This is a genomic window from Bacteroides sp. D2, from assembly GCF_025147085.1.
GTDB lineage: Bacteria > Bacteroidota > Bacteroidia > Bacteroidales > Bacteroidaceae > Bacteroides.
Genome location: NZ_CP102261.1, coordinates 6,874,439 through 6,889,274, shown reverse-complemented (window position 1 = coordinate 6,889,274; position 14,836 = coordinate 6,874,439). Strand labels below are relative to the sequence as shown.

Below are 14,836 nucleotides of genomic sequence, written 5' to 3'. Positions count from 1 at the left end.
TGTTCTCGGGGCTAAGAACATAAACTATAGAAATTTAAGCATAATCACAAAATGTTGAAAAAACTTATTTTGACCACCATGTTGGTCGGTGTATGTTGTGTTGTGTCCGCTCAGGTTACAATCAAGGGGCGTGTGTTGAATTCTGAAACCGGAGAGCCTGTTGTCGGAGCGAATATTCGGGTGGACCATAGTCTGCAGGGGGGAACTACGAATGCAAAAGGAGAGTTTATAATCAAGGGATTGCCTGATGGCAAACAAACCCTGCAAGTATCACATCTCAATTATGAACCGCAACGGTATTCCACTTCAAAGAGTGTAAATGACGTCGTGATACGCATGACGGAAAGTCATAACAATTTAAACCAGGTGGTAGTGACCGGAACCGGAACACATCGCCGGATGGTGGATAGTCCCATCCCGGTAAATGTATTGACTGCCAAAGATATCAAGGAGGCCAATGTTACGAATCTTGAGGAGGCTCTTACCAAACTCACTTCTAACTTTTCTTTCTCTACCAGCGGTATGGGAACGGAAATGGTGCTTAATGGCTTGAATAGCGATTATATCCTTGTATTGGTGAACGGTCGGAAACTGATTGGCGATGATGCGTTGATGCGCATCAACATGGCAAACGTGAAACGAATTGAAATACTGAACGGTTCGGCATCTGCGCTGTATGGTAGTGACGCCATTGGTGGAGTTATTAATATCATCACGGATGACAGCAAAAACAAGATTGACGCATCGAGCACTACCAAGGTGAGTGACCACGGACGTTTTTCGGAAGCTGTGAATCTGGATTTGAATGTTGGCAAACTTTCATCGTATACTTCTTACCAACGCCAACAGTCGGATGGATGGAAACTTCATCCGATGACCGAAACGGTGAATAAAAAAGGGGAAGTGAAACTGGACCCTACCGATAAACAGGCTTTCACCGGTTATCATTCGAATACGGTCAACCAGAGTTTCTCTTATTCTCTGAATCATAAGACAACGCTGTATGCACAGGGTTCGTACTATAATTTCCTGAACGACCGTCCGGTAACGGAATATAAATATAATATGTATCATGAGAATTATACGTATGGTTTCGGTATGAAGTATATTGTGAATAAGAAAGCATATATCGATGCCGATTTTTATTCGGACAATTACAAGTCGGCTTATGACTATATTCAGGAAAGCGGTGACTTTAAGATTGGAGATAAGGAAACACGTAAGAAACAATATTTTTACCGGGGAAATGTGGAGAGTATCATCAAGGTGAACAGCAAGAACAAACTGTCTGCCGGATTGGAATATCTGGATGAAAAGCTGGAAAGTGAATCGGATAATATCTCTAATAAGACGCTCTACACCATGGCTTTATATGCACAGGATGAGTGGACGATTGCCGAATCTCTGCAAGCAGTAGTGGGATTGCGTTACATTTATAATGAAACATTTGAAGATCACTTCACTCCGACAGCTTCTATTATGTATAGGGAGGGTGGTTTCCGTGGCCGATTGTCTTTTGCAACAGGTTTCCGCACGCCTACACTTTCTGAAATTTATGCTACGGATCTGGCAAAGACTACCAATCGCTATACTATCGGAAATCTGGAACTGAAACCGGAAGAAAGCAAGAATTTCTCATTGAATCTGGAATATACTCATTCCCGTTTTTCCGTATCAGCAACGGCTTTTGTCAATAATGTGACGGATATGATTAATTACCGTACTTTGAGCGATGAAGAAGCTGCACAATATGGTGATTATGATGAAGTGCGCCAGCGTGACAACATCGATAAAGTGAGAATCAAAGGGGTGAATGTAAATGCAAATGCTTACCTGGGACTTGGATTCAATCTGGGAGCCGGTTATACGCTGTTGGATGCAAGAAATCTGGTAACCGACAAACCGATTGACAAAAGTGTCAAGTATGCAGGAAACGTAAATGCACAATGGTCTAAGAACTGGGGATTGTATGGACTGAACATCAATATGATAGGTCGCGGACAGGGAAAGAGGTATTCCGAAACGTATGACTATGATTCATCCGGTTTTATGCTTTGGGATTTGAATACAGGACATACATTCAATCTGAAATATTTCATTCTGAATGCCGGCTTGGGTGTTGAAAACCTGTTCGACTGGGTGGACGATCGTCCCTGGAATACGAAGAAACCTTATTCGGCCATTACACCGGGAAGAGCTTTCTATGCGAGCCTGACGATTCGTTTTAGAAAATAAGGATAAGAAATAATCGATAAGAAAGATGGAAGATTTGAAACCGGTATATATCGTTTCTTTAGGTCCGGGTGAAGCGGGGCTTATCTCTTTGATAGGAGGTGCTGCATTATGTCGGGCAAATGCTATTTTTTGCCCGAAAACAAATGCGCGTTCCCGGTCTTCTGTTCTTCTGAAAGAATTGAAGATAAAGAAAGAATCTATCAGACACTATACGTTGCCGATGAGTAAGAAGCGTGAGATGGCTTATGAGGCTTACGATAAGGTTTTTGAAGAAATAGTCAGTTTGTATTCGGAAGGTTTATGTGTGGCGATAGTGGCTGAAGGAGATGCAGGGTTTTATTCTTCTACCAGTTATTTGGTCGGAAAGCTCAAGAAAGTGGGGATACCTATCAAGCAGATTGCCGGTGTTCCGGCGTTTATTGCAGCGGCGGCTTCCATCGGTCTTTCCATTGTGGAACAGGAAGAACGGTTGACGGTGTGTCCGGGAAAAGTGGACGGAGAACTGTTCAGCCGGATTGCTTCCGGTAGTGAAGTGGCGGTAGTGATGAAACTATCGCAGTGTGAGGAGGAAGTGAAGCATTTTATAAGTTTGGAGGAAAGACTTGTCTGTCATTATTTCGAGAATGTCGGAGCGGACGGGGAATTTTATACGTGTGATAAGAAAGATATATTGGCAAGGAAATTTCCTTATTTCTCTTTAATGATAATAAAAGGTAGATGAAACGAATGAGACAAATGTGGTTAGCAGGACTTGTTTTGTTGTCTTTATCCGCAGAGGTAAGTGCACAGAGCAATGTTGCCATGCAGGATTCGATTCCTGAAATAGTGGTGACAGGTACGGGAACGGAACACTATCTGAAAGATGCGCCTGTGCAGACGGAAGTGATTAGCCGCAAAATGCTGGATAGTTATGCAGGGGCTACCTTGGAAGATATTTTGAGCGGACTGTGTGCTTCTTTTGATTTTAGTGCTGGTGATATGGGAGCCAATATGCAGTTGGGAGGACTCGGCAATGGTTATATATTAATCCTTGTTGATGGCAAGAAGATGCATGGTGATGTAGGCGGACAGAATAATCTGGGCTTGATCGATCCGGCTCGTATTGAACGTATTGAAATCGTGAAAGGAGCTGCTTCGGCACTTTACGGAAGTGATGCTATTGCAGGAGTGGTGAATATAATATTAAAGAAACACCGCGAAAATATTTTGATAGAAAATACAAGTCGCGGCGGATCGTATGGAGAATTCCGGCAGTCGAATACCGTACAGTTCAAGGTTGGTAAATTTACTTCTTCCACTAATTTCCAACTGAAGCATTCAGACGGATGGCAGAATACAACTTATGAAGATCCGAACCGTTATGAATATCCTATAACCAATTCTATCAATAAGACTGTAAATCGCTACACGGACTGGCAAGTGGCACAGCGTTTCGATTATCAGGCTACAAAGGATTTGAGCCTTTATGCTGACGGTAGCTTTTATCGCAAACGGATATATCGTCCTTGCGGAGTGCCTGACTATAAGACTTATGATTTCCTTTATCGTAACTCTTCTGTTGCGACAGGAGGTAAGTTGAAGCTGAAAAATAGCAATAGCATTATGCTGGACGTCAACTATGATAGTCATGCTTATTATTATATGTATACTCGCGAGACTTGGGATAAGGAGTATGATGATAGTGGCAAGGAGATCAGTTTTCCATATTTCCCCGGTGATAAAGGATTGCAAAGCGATCAAAGCCGCTTGTTATTGCAGTTGAAAGGTATATTCAATCTGCCATACTTCAATCGTTTGAGTGTGGGTACTGATACGGAAATCAATTGGCTGGATGCTCCCCGTCGACTGGATGAAAAAGATCAGGTATCCGATTATACGACCTCTTTCTATGCGCAGGATGAATGGACGCCTATTGAACGGTTGAATATCACAGCGGGAGGGAGATTGACAGTGAATCAGAACTTTGGTGTGCGCATCACTCCGAAAGTATCGGCACTTTATAAGTTAGGAGCTTTTAATCTGCGTGCTACCTATTCGGAAGGATTCAAGACACCGACACTGAAAGAATTGCATTACCGTTATATCCGTCAGATGTCAATAATCTCATTGAATCTGGGAAATACGGAGTTGGATCCACAGACCAGCCGTTATGTTTCCGGTGGACTGGAATATAATGGAACTCGTTTCAGTATCAATGTCACGGGATATTGTAACTGGGTAGATAATATGATAACTCTAGTCACTATTCCTCTTTCGCAGGCTCCGGGTGATTTGGTTGTTACCTATGATCCTGCCCGTGTACGCCAGTATCAGAACATGGATGATGCCCGTACTTATGGGGTGGATGTGAATGCCCAATGGACACCGGTCCAATCACTGACTCTAACAGGAGGTTATAGCTATCTGGATACTGAAGCGAATCAATATGATGAAGAAGATCAAGTGATGAAACATGTCATTATTGATGGTATGGCTCATCATCGTGCTACTGTGAGTGCCATCTGGACGCATGCATGGAGACGGAGTAACTATCGTCTTGGCATTGGAGTTTATGGACGTATTCAGAGTAAACGTTATTATCAGGATGATGGAAATGGCAAGGCTTATAATCTTTGGAGGCTGAATACCCGTCACCAATTTAAATTGGGTAAACGATGGAATGCAGAGGTGAATGCGGGAATCGACAATATCTTCAATTATTATGAGACAACGTATCACAGCCTGAATTATGGTACAACTACAGCGGGACGAACTTTCTATGGTTCGTTGATGATACAATTCGGACAAAAAAAGACAAAAAATACATGATGTTTAACCCTTTAAAATTTTAAAGACATGAAACAGTTTAGATTTATGATGATGACGGCTTTAGTAGCTGTAATGTCCCTTTCGGCAGCATCTTGCTCCGACGACGATGATGATGTGGCAAAATCCAACCACGATAAGAAGATGGAAGCAGTAACTGCCGAAGTACAAGCCAACAAAAAGCATGATACAGCCTTGCTGCTAGTGACTTTTGGTAGTACGTGGGATGCACCTCAAACGACTTTCAATAATATGAAAGCGCAGTTTGCTAGTAAGTTCCCTAACATGGATATTTATTTTTCTTTCACTTCGGAGATTTGTATGACCCGCTGCGCGGCAAAAGGTTGGAATTATTATGCACCTTCTTTCTATTTGGAAGCTATTGGTCTGGCAGGATATAAGACGGTTTGTGTGCAATCTCTTCATGTTATTCCCGGCGAAGAATTCCTTCGGGTACAGAATGTCGTGAAAGATTTCCATAATGATGGTGAGCACCCGGAATTTGCCAACGTGAAAGTATATTTGGGTGGTCCGTTGTTGGAAACAGAGGAAGATGTAACCAATGTAGCAAAGATTCTGCATGAAACTTATAAAAGTAAAGTGGAGTCGAATAATATCGTGACTTTCATGGGACATGGAAATCCCGAAAATTATAACTACGGGAATGGTAACTCTCGCTACACGATGATGGAAGCAGAGTTGCAGAAACTTAATTCTAATTATTTTGTGGCTACTGTAGATATGGAAGATAATTATATAGACGATATGATTTCCCGTATGCAGGAGGCTAACAAGAAATCAGGTAATGTGATCTGTCATCCGTTGATGTCTATTGCAGGCGATCATGCTAATAATGATATGAAGGGTGGTGTTGGTGCCACGGCTGAAGAAGGAAGTTGGCGCTATGAATTGTCAAAAGCCGGATATACTTGCCCGTTGGCTAACTGTGATATCAAAGGATTAGGTGATTATTCCAAGATTGTAAGCGTATGGGTTAGCCATATTGAGAAGAAGATCGCTGATAATGATGCAATGTATGATCCGGATGCGGAAGAAGAATAATTGGTTGATTAGTTGAGTGTGAAATAATCATACTGCTAATAAACAAAATAAAGCCAACCAAAATGGTCGTATTTGCTATAAATAAATGGGATCATTTTAGTTGGCTTTTTATATAGTCAGGATATTCTGTGATTTTTTATTCAGAACTATCTGATTACATTTTATCTTGTTTAAGTTTTTATCTTTACCTTTGTTTCAGGTATAATCCTGAAGATGTATGAAAGAAAATAAGATCATAGTAGCAGGTATCGGTCCCGGTAGTCCGGAAGATATTACTCCAGCTGTTGTTAGTGCACTGAAAGAATCAGATGTGGTGATTGGTTATAAATATTATTTTCAGTTTATTACTCAATGGCTGGCAGAAGGAACAGAATGTGTTGATACCGGAATGAAGCGGGAGAAAGCCCGTGCTGAATTGGCTTTTGAATATGCTGAACAGGGAAAAACTGTTTGTGTCATCAGTTCCGGTGATGCGGGAATCTATGGGATGGCTCCGTTGATTTATGAAATGAAACGGGAACGGGGGAGTGAGGTCGAGATCCTCGTGCTGCCCGGTATCAGTGCTTTCCAGAAAGCTGCGTCATTGCTGGGTGCTCCCATCGGTCATGATTTTTGCATTATCTCTCTCTCCGACTTGATGACTTCCTGGGAAATCATAGAAAAAAGAATCACTGCCGCTGCTACTGCCGACTTTGTAACAGCCATTTACAACCCTAAGAGTGAGGGACGTTACTGGCAGCTTCATCGACTGAAAGAAATTTTTCAGCAATCCCGTTCACCGGAGACGCCCGTAGGTTATGTCCGTCAGGCAGGCCGGGAAGAAGAAACGGTGGTAGTGACCACCTTGCAGGATTTCGATCCGGAAGAAGTGGATATGTTTACAGTAGTACTGATTGGCAATTCACAAACCTATCAATTTCAGAACCGGATGGTAACTCCTCGCGGATATTATCGCGAACAGGAAAAGGGTGAAGTCGGAAAAGGACAGGAGATTATGATGAACTCTTTCCGGAAGATAGAGGAAGAGATGCAGAATAAAGAAATTGACCTTGACCGTAAATGGGCTTTATTTCATGCCATACATACCACAGCGGATTTTGAAATGGAGAAGCTGGTATATACGGATAAGGAGGTTGTAAAGAACTTGTATGAACAGATTGCTTCCGGACGGATTAAGACGATTATCACAGATGTCACGATGGTGGCTGCCGGCATACGGAAAGGTGCTTTACAGCGTTTAGGGGTGGAAGTGAAATGTTTTCTCTCCGACGAACGTGCAGTGGAACAGTCGAAGAAACGGGGAACTACCCGTTCACAGGAAGCTATTCGCCTGGCTGTAGAAGAACATCCGGATGCTCTTTTTGTATTTGGCAATGCACCTACGGCATTAATAGAACTGTGCGATCTGATTCGAAAAGGAAAAGCACACCCGTCCGGGGTTATTGCCGCTCCCGTAGGATTCGTGCATGTGAAAGAGTCGAAATACATGATAAAGACATTCACGGAAGTACCGAAGATTATTGTTCAGGGCAGACGGGGAGGGAGTAATCTTGCCGCTACATTGGTGAATGCGATTTTATGTTTTGATGATGCCCGGACACTGCGCCCCGGCAGAGATGTATAGAAGAGTATAGACATTTTATATGACAGAATGCAGGAATTTCATATCATAGGAATAACAGATAGTCGCGAACTCTCTTTCAGTAAGGAGGTTCAGGTTTTGATTGCCCGTTCTCATGTCTTTTCGGGTGGAAAGAGACACCATGAAATTATGGCTGCCATGTTACCGGAATCATCGGTTTGGATAGATATAACTGTGCCTCTTGACGCTGTGTTCGAGTGTTATGCCGATTATCAGGAAATAGTAGTTTTTGCTTCCGGTGATCCTTTGTTTTTTGGTTTTGCCAATACGGTGATGCGTAAACTGCCCGAGGCTGTTGTTAAAGTCTATCCGTCTTTCAATTCCTTGCAGCTTTTAGCACACAAAGCTTTGTTGCCTTATCATGATATGCGGACGATTTCTCTGACTGGCAGACCGTGGAAAGCCTTGGATGAGGCTCTTATTTCCGGAGAGACATTGATTGGTTCGCTTACTGACAGAGAAAAAACACCTGCTTCCATAGCTGCCCGGATGCAAGCGTACGGATATGCCAACTACCGGATGATTGTGGGTGAGCAGTTGGGGAATGAAGAGGAAACAGTGGCAGAATATAGTGTGGAGGAAGCGATGGAAAGGCATTTCAGGATGCCGAATTGTGTGATTTTAAAGCGTATAACTGTTCGTGAACGGCCGTTCGGAATTCCGGAAGAGCAGTTTGAATTGCTGGACGGGCGGGCGAATATGATAACCAAGATGCCTGTTCGTCTGCTGTCATTGAGTCTGCTCGATTTGAGAAACAGATCGGTGATGTGGGACGTGGGTTTTTGTACCGGTTCTGTTTCCATTGAGGCGAAGTTGCAATTTCCTCATCTCGATATTGTTGCTTTTGAAAAAAGAGAGGCGGGGCGGCAATTGATGGAAACGAATAGTCGTCGGTTTGGTTGTCCGGGAATAACGACGGTGATTGGAGATTTTCTGGATATGCCGTTAGAGAAATTTCCCATGCCTGATGCTGTCTTTATTGGAGGTCATGGTGGCAAGTTGGGAGAAATGATAAAGAAAATAGCTCCTTTATTGCCTGTTGGTGGGACGCTGGTGTTTAATTCTGTATCCGAAGACAGTAGGAATCAATTTGAGAAAGCAATAGACGATAATGGATTGAAACTTGAACAAGTGATCCGACTGACAGTAGACGAGCATAATCCCATTGATACACTGAAAGCTATAAAACGATGAAACAGACCAGTCATTTCTTAATTGGAGCCGCTTCTTCGGGAGGTGGAAAAACAACCTTTACAACAGGGTTGTTAAGACTGTTTCGTGATAGAGGACTGAATGTGCAGCCTTATAAATGTGGCCCTGATTATATTGATACGAAGTATCATGAGATGGCAGCAGGTAATGCTTCCGTCAATCTCGATCTCTGGCTCTCTTCTCAAAAACATGTAAAGGAGACGTATGCAAAATATGCGGCTGCAATGGATGTATGTGTGACCGAGGGAGTGATGGGACTTTTCGACGGTTTCGATGGAATGGAGGGAAGCAGTGCGGCTATTGCCGCCTTATTGAATATCCCTGTTGTTCTTGTAATCAATGCCAAATCAACGTCTTATACAGTAGCTCCGATTCTATATGGCTTTAAATATTTCAATCCGTCGGTGCGACTTGCCGGTGTGGTATTCAATCAGGTAGCTTCCGAACGCCATTACTCTTTTTTACAGAAAGCCTGTGAAGATGTAGGCGTAGAATGTTTCGGCTTTCTTCCCCGATTGAAAGAACTGGAAGTACCCTCCCGTCATTTGGGATTGACGTTGGATGCTTCCTATCAGTTTGATAAATTCGCTTCTGTGGTGGCGCAGGCGATTGAAGAGCATGTGGCGGTTGACCGGATTCTTGAAGTATGTAGTGTACCATTGGTTGATTATAATGCACATATCTCGATTCCATCGACAGAAATCTCCAAAGACATTCTTTCTGAAAAAAAATGGAAGATAGCAGTAGCACAGGATGCTGCATTTAATTTCATGTACCGGGAGAACTTGGCTCGTCTGAAAGAATTAGGGACAGTTACCTTTTTCAGTCCCATGAGCGATGAACATCTGCCCGATTGTGATTTAGTTTATTTGCCGGGTGGTTACCCTGAATTTTTCCTGAAAGAGCTGGAAAGTAACATAGCCATCAAGCAACAATTAAAAATGTATGTGGAAAGCGGAGGCCGTTTGCTTGCCGAATGTGGTGGGATGATGTATCTTTGTGACAGTATCCGGGGAATGGATGGAAAACAATATGCCATGGTCGGATTACTGCATCAGAGGGCTACTATGGAAAATATGAAATTAAGGCTTGGTTATCGAACCCTCCGGATAGGAGAGCAGGTATGGAAAGGACATGAATTTCATTACTCTTCCATTGAAAAAGAACTTCCATCCATTGCGGAGGTGACAGATGCAAAAGGAAATCCTGTTTCCACTCCGCTTTATCGATATAAGAATCTGATTGCAGGCTATACACACCTCTATTGGGGTGAAATGAACTTAATGAAACTTTGGGAATGATGAGAAGAATATATACCCGTACGGGAGACAATGGAACTACCGGAATCTTTGGTGGTGAGCGTGTCGAAAAAGATGATATCAGGATTGAGGCTAATGGTACGATTGACGAACTGAATACGGTGATAGGAATAGTCCGCTCACTTCTTCCTGAACAGGATGAATGGCACGAATGGCTGTATGAAATACAGATGGAACTGATGTCATGTATGAGCCATGTGGCTACTCCATCCGTTAAAAGGGGCGAAAACCCGAATACCTTGCGTACGGATCTGACCGGTCTTCTGGAAAAAAGAATGGATACAATGAATGCCGCTATGGAAGATAATGGCTATTTTATACTACCGGGTGGTACACAAATTTCTGCACAATTGCATCATGCGCGTGTTATAGCAAGGCGTGCCGAACGGAGGCTTTGCACATTACATCGGCAGGACCCGGTGCCGCAATCTCTGCTTGAATTCATCAACCGATTATCTGACTTGTTCTTTGTCATGGCACGTTATGAAATGTATCGGCAGCACTGGACTGAAGAGAAATGGAAGGCTTTCGGTTATAAGCGTAAAGCTTCAACCCCTGACCAAAGTAAATAGAAAGATGGAGAAGAAAAAACTAAATTCCTTTATGCTTGCCGGAACAGGTAGCGATGTCGGGAAAAGTATTCTGGCTGCGGCATTCTGCCGCATATTGAAGCAGGACGGATATCATCCTGCACCGTTCAAGGCCCAGAATATGGCTTTGAATTCGTATGCCACTCCCGAGGGATTGGAGATCGGCAGGGCGCAAGCCGTTCAGGCGGAAGCTGCCGGTGTTCCCTGTCATACGGATATGAATCCGTTGTTGTTGAAGCCAAGCTCCGAACATACTTCGCAGGTTGTGTTATTGGGGAAACCAATCGGTGACCGGAATGCGTATGAGTATTTCCGCAAGGAGGGAAGGGAAGAATTACGAAAAGTAGTCAATGAGTCGTATGATCGCCTCGCTACCAGATATAATCCGATAGTGATGGAGGGGGCCGGCAGTATCTCGGAAATTAATCTGCGGGACGTCGACCTGGTCAATATGCCTATGGCAAAACACGCTGGGGCAGATGTTTTTCTGGTGGCGGACATTGATCGTGGTGGTGTATTTGCCAGTGTGTATGGTTCTATTCTGTTGCAGACTCCGGAAGAACGTTCATTGATTAAGGGTATTATTATCAATAAGTTTAGAGGGGATATCCGCCTGTTTGAGTCCGGAATAAAGATGATCGAAGACCTCTGCAAGGTTCCTGTGCTTGGAGTAGTGCCTTACTATAAGGGGATTTATATAGAAGAAGAGGACTCTGTGATGCTTGAGTCTAAAAACCGGGAGGCTATGGCCGGAAAAATCAATATAGCTGTGATCTTGCTGCGTCATCTGTCTAACTTTACCGATTTTAATGTGTTGGAACGGGATGAACGGGTGCATTTATATTATACCAATAATGTGAATGAAATAGCGAAAGCAGATATTGTATTGTTGCCCGGAAGCAAGAATACGCTGGATGATCTTTATGAATTGCGCTGTAACGGAGTAGTACAAGCTATTCTGAAAGCTCATCGGGAAGGGGCGACCATCATGGGCATCTGTGGCGGTTATCAGATGATGGGACTGGAAGTACGCGATCCTGACGGAGTAGAGGGAAGTTTTAAATTACTCCCCGGCTTGGGGTTACTTCCTGTTATCACTACCATGCAGGGAGATAAAGTGACCCGGCAGGTGAATTTCACTTTTGATGAGTCGGATACGGTTTGTAAGGGATATGAGATACACATGGGCAGAAGCGTACCTGCTGAAGGATTCTCCCCTTCTCCTTTAAATAAACTGGAGGATGGAAGAGAGGATGGTTACCGGAATGGCCGGAAATGTATGGGAACATATATTCATGGCATACTTGACAACCAGTCATTTATAGATTTCCTGCTCAAGCCTTATGCCGACAAACTGGAACAGCAGACCTTTGACTATGCAACATTCAAGGAAGAACAATATGATAAGTTGGCGGAACATGTGAGAAAACACATCAATATGCCGTTACTTTATAAAATATTAGAAAGAAATGATTGAGGGACACGGAGACGATCTTTATAAATACGGAAAGAAAATAGTTAGCAATTTCAGTTCGAATGTGTATAACCGGATCGATCATTCGGGACTTTACCAACGATTGAATGAGCGGCTCTCTACCATTTGCAGTTATCCCGAGCCGATGCCTTATTCTTTGGAAAGTGAAATAGCCCGGAGGTATTCGCTCACTCCCCGCCAGGTTTGTGTGACTAATGGAGCGACGGAAGCTATTTACCTGATAGCACAAGTCTTTCAAGGACGTATTTCAGCCGTGTTGGGACCAACCTTTAGCGAGTATGCGGACGCATGCCGGGTACATCGGCACAAAGTGAAGCCTTTTTATTCGTTGGATGCTTTACCGGAAGATGCGGAACTGGTATGGATCTGCAATCCGAATAATCCGACAGGTGAAGTGCGAAATAAGGAAGACCTGAAAGCATTGGTCGATTCTCATCCTGATAAATTGTTTATATTCGATCAGTCTTACGAGTATTTCACATTAAAGTCACTTCTTGGGATTAAAGAAGCCGCTTCCTTTCCAAATGTGATCCTGCTCCATTCAATGACCAAGCAATACGCGATTCCGGGACTGCGGGTGGGTTATTTTACTGCCTCCGAGGGCTTGACCGATGATGTTCGTTGCCGCCGGATGCCTTGGTCTGTGAATAGCTTGGCTATTGAAGCCGCAAAATATCTTCTGGAAGAGGGAGACGGCATTTCAGCGGATATTCCGCAACTTCTGGCAGAACGTGAGCGACTGACAAACCTCCTGCTTGCCACGGGTATGTTGGAAATATGGCCAACTGATACGCACTATATGTTGATAAAACTACGTATGGGGAAAGCGGCGGCCCTTAAGGATTTTCTGGCCATGAATCATGGAATACTCATTCGTGATGCATCCAACTTTGAGGGATTGGACGAGCGTTTCTTTCGGATTGCTACGCAAACTCCCGAAGAAAATGATAAGCTAGTGAAAGCAATCAGTGAATGGATGGAGCAGATAATGAGTTAAGAGATATTTTGTTTATGATGAGTTACTTTATCGCTATAGGAGTAGTACTGCGTGTTTTATTGCCGGCCTGGCTGCTGGATCGTCTATTCGGTGATCCGGTGTCTTTGTCTCATCCTGTCATCTGGTTCGGAAAGATGATTGCTTTCGGGGAAAAGAGACTGAATAAAGGATCCTATAAGTTATGGAAAGGAGGAACCATGTCCGTTCTGTTAATTCTGTTCGTTTATTCGGTCACTATAGGAATCGAATATGCCCTTTCTTTTTTAGGAACTCCTGCAGTGATCGGTTTTGATATAATCTGCATTTTCTTTTGCCTGGCCGGAACTACGTTGATTAAAGAGGTCAGAATGGTGTTTGAGGCGGTTGATCGTTCTTTGGAAGAGGGACGTATTCAGGTTGCCCGTATTGTGGGGCGTGATACTTCCGAACTTTCTGCACAAGAAGTCAGGACTGCTGCTCTTGAAACTTTAGCGGAAAATTTGAGTGACGGAGTGATTGCTCCTCTTTTCTGGTATTTGTTGTTGGGCGTTCCGGGAATGATGGCCTACAAAATGGTGAATACGCTTGATTCCATGATTGGTTATCATAGTGATCGTTATCTTCTTTTTGGGCGTGTGGCAGCTCGTGTTGATGATGTCGCTAATTATATTCCTGCCCGTCTTACTGCTTTTCTGATGGTATTGGCAAGTGGTCGGCTGAAACTTCTGTCATTTGTGAAGAGATATGGCAGAGAACATGCAAGTCCCAATTCCGGCTATCCGGAAGCCGCTCTTGCAGGTATCCTGAATTGTCGTTTCGGCGGTCCTCATCACTATTTTGGTCAACTCTTTACAAAGCCTTATATCGGAGTGAATGAACGTTTGCTGGACACATCCGATATGCGGATGGGAGTTGCTGTCAACCGTCGTGCAGAAGAGATGATGATTGTCCTGACTGTTTGTTTACGGGCGCTCTTGATATAGAAAAACTCCTCCATAGGCAGGTACTGCCTGAAATGCTTCTTCCGGTTGAATCAACTTTGCATAAATTTGTGCGCAAATCAATACGCCGCCATGCGCAAATACTACTATATTTTCAGCCTCCTTTTGTTTGACTTCGTCTAAAAATGCGGCTACCCGTTTATACTGATCGGCAAACGATTCTCCATTGGTTGCTTTTACATTCAGGTAATCGTCGTACCAGCATTGGAGATTCGGGTCTTTGATTTTTTCAAAATACTGCATTTCCCAATCTCCGAAATCAAGTTCCAGTATTCTTGGGTCACGGATGGCATCTCCGAATCCGCAATACTGTGCCAGACGGGTGCATCTGGATAGAGGACTGGTGTAAGCCATATCAAAGTGAATGGATTCGATTTTGGCTTTGGTTACGGCTGCTTCTATCTCAAAAGTAGGACGTAAAGGAACGTCTGACTGACCGTAACAAAGACCTTTAGGAACGTCGACAGAGGTATGTCTGATTAGATAAATATTCATAGGT

General features: G+C 43.5%; 12 protein-coding genes. 11 read left to right on the top strand and 1 reads right to left on the bottom strand.

Features of this window, described 5'->3' with window-relative positions; all coding sequences use genetic code 11:
- The first annotated feature begins 51 nt into the window (after positions 1-51).
- The 11 genes from NQ505_RS25975 (at position 52) to cbiB (ending at position 14,319) form a co-directional block, all read left to right on the top strand.
- Positions 52-2,235: a TonB-dependent receptor gene (locus NQ505_RS25975; protein ID WP_008998860.1), complete on the top strand. Its 2,184-nt coding sequence runs from the start codon at positions 52-54 to the stop codon at positions 2,233-2,235.
- A gap of 25 nt (positions 2,236-2,260) precedes the next feature.
- On the top strand, positions 2,261-2,956 hold the full coding sequence (locus NQ505_RS25970; protein ID WP_008998859.1) for a precorrin-2 C(20)-methyltransferase: 696 nt from the start codon (positions 2,261-2,263) through the stop codon (positions 2,954-2,956).
- Complete coding sequence (locus NQ505_RS25965; RefSeq protein WP_232292998.1) at positions 2,953-5,043, top strand: TonB-dependent receptor plug domain-containing protein; 2,091 nt, start codon at positions 2,953-2,955, stop codon at positions 5,041-5,043. Before NQ505_RS25970 ends, NQ505_RS25965 begins: the two co-directional genes overlap by 4 nt.
- Positions 5,044-5,070: 27 nt before the next feature.
- Positions 5,071-6,102, top strand: a complete 1,032-nt coding sequence (locus NQ505_RS25960) for a sirohydrochlorin cobaltochelatase (protein ID WP_008998857.1) — start codon at positions 5,071-5,073, stop codon at positions 6,100-6,102.
- A gap of 217 nt (positions 6,103-6,319) precedes the next feature.
- Positions 6,320-7,726 (top strand): precorrin-3B C(17)-methyltransferase, encoded by a 1,407-nt coding sequence (gene cobJ / locus NQ505_RS25955; protein WP_008998856.1) that lies wholly within the window; start codon positions 6,320-6,322, stop codon positions 7,724-7,726.
- Between the two features lie 27 nt (positions 7,727-7,753).
- Positions 7,754-8,938: a bifunctional cobalt-precorrin-7 (C(5))-methyltransferase/cobalt-precorrin-6B (C(15))-methyltransferase gene (locus NQ505_RS25950; protein ID WP_008998855.1), complete on the top strand. Its 1,185-nt coding sequence runs from the start codon at positions 7,754-7,756 to the stop codon at positions 8,936-8,938.
- Entirely contained in the window at positions 8,935-10,257 is a 1,323-nt protein-coding gene (locus NQ505_RS25945) for a cobyrinate a,c-diamide synthase (RefSeq protein ID WP_008998854.1), read from the top strand. Before NQ505_RS25950 ends, NQ505_RS25945 begins: the two co-directional genes overlap by 4 nt.
- Positions 10,257-10,847 carry a cob(I)yrinic acid a,c-diamide adenosyltransferase gene (locus NQ505_RS25940; RefSeq protein ID WP_032853523.1) on the top strand — a complete coding sequence of 197 codons (591 nt, stop codon included), beginning with the start codon at positions 10,257-10,259 and terminating at the stop codon, positions 10,845-10,847. Before NQ505_RS25945 ends, NQ505_RS25940 begins: the two co-directional genes overlap by 1 nt.
- A gap of 4 nt (positions 10,848-10,851) precedes the next feature.
- A complete protein-coding gene (locus tag NQ505_RS25935; RefSeq protein ID WP_032853489.1) occupies positions 10,852-12,342 on the top strand; it encodes a cobyric acid synthase in 1,491 nt (496 codons plus the stop codon).
- Entirely contained in the window at positions 12,335-13,357 is a 1,023-nt protein-coding gene (locus NQ505_RS25930; protein WP_008998851.1) for a threonine-phosphate decarboxylase, read from the top strand. Before NQ505_RS25935 ends, NQ505_RS25930 begins: the two co-directional genes overlap by 8 nt.
- The gene (cbiB, locus tag NQ505_RS25925; RefSeq protein ID WP_008998850.1) at positions 13,333-14,319 is read left to right on the top strand and encodes an adenosylcobinamide-phosphate synthase CbiB; all 987 of its coding nucleotides are present in this window, start codon (positions 13,333-13,335) and stop codon (positions 14,317-14,319) included. Before NQ505_RS25930 ends, cbiB begins: the two co-directional genes overlap by 25 nt.
- Here cbiB and cobC read toward each other — a convergent pair.
- The gene (gene cobC, locus NQ505_RS25920; protein ID WP_008998849.1) at positions 14,299-14,832 is read right to left on the bottom strand and encodes an alpha-ribazole phosphatase; all 534 of its coding nucleotides are present in this window, start codon (positions 14,830-14,832) and stop codon (positions 14,299-14,301) included. The genes cbiB and cobC overlap by 21 nt on opposite strands.
- Between the last annotated feature and the right edge of the window lie 4 nt (positions 14,833-14,836).

Bases quoted from the DNA above. Each gene is read 5' to 3' on its own strand.
- cobJ (WP_008998856.1), top strand. From the start codon at position 6,320: ATGAAAGAAAATAAGATCATAGTAGCAGGTATCGGTCCCGGTAGTCCG.
- NQ505_RS25965 (WP_232292998.1), top strand. From the start codon at position 2,953: ATGAAACGAATGAGACAAATGTGGTTAGCAGGACTTGTTTTGTTGTCT.
- NQ505_RS25930 (WP_008998851.1), top strand. From the start codon at position 12,335: ATGATTGAGGGACACGGAGACGATCTTTATAAATACGGAAAGAAAATA.
- NQ505_RS25945 (WP_008998854.1), top strand. From the start codon at position 8,935: ATGAAACAGACCAGTCATTTCTTAATTGGAGCCGCTTCTTCGGGAGGT.
- cobC (WP_008998849.1), bottom strand. From the start codon at position 14,832: ATGAATATTTATCTAATCAGACATACCTCTGTCGACGTTCCTAAAGGT.
- NQ505_RS25970 (WP_008998859.1), top strand. From the start codon at position 2,261: ATGGAAGATTTGAAACCGGTATATATCGTTTCTTTAGGTCCGGGTGAA.
- NQ505_RS25950 (WP_008998855.1), top strand. From the start codon at position 7,754: ATGCAGGAATTTCATATCATAGGAATAACAGATAGTCGCGAACTCTCT.
- NQ505_RS25960 (WP_008998857.1), top strand. From the start codon at position 5,071: ATGAAACAGTTTAGATTTATGATGATGACGGCTTTAGTAGCTGTAATG.
- NQ505_RS25940 (WP_032853523.1), top strand. From the start codon at position 10,257: ATGAGAAGAATATATACCCGTACGGGAGACAATGGAACTACCGGAATC.
- NQ505_RS25975 (WP_008998860.1), top strand. From the start codon at position 52: ATGTTGAAAAAACTTATTTTGACCACCATGTTGGTCGGTGTATGTTGT.
- cbiB (WP_008998850.1), top strand. From the start codon at position 13,333: ATGGATGGAGCAGATAATGAGTTAAGAGATATTTTGTTTATGATGAGT.
- NQ505_RS25935 (WP_032853489.1), top strand. From the start codon at position 10,852: ATGGAGAAGAAAAAACTAAATTCCTTTATGCTTGCCGGAACAGGTAGC.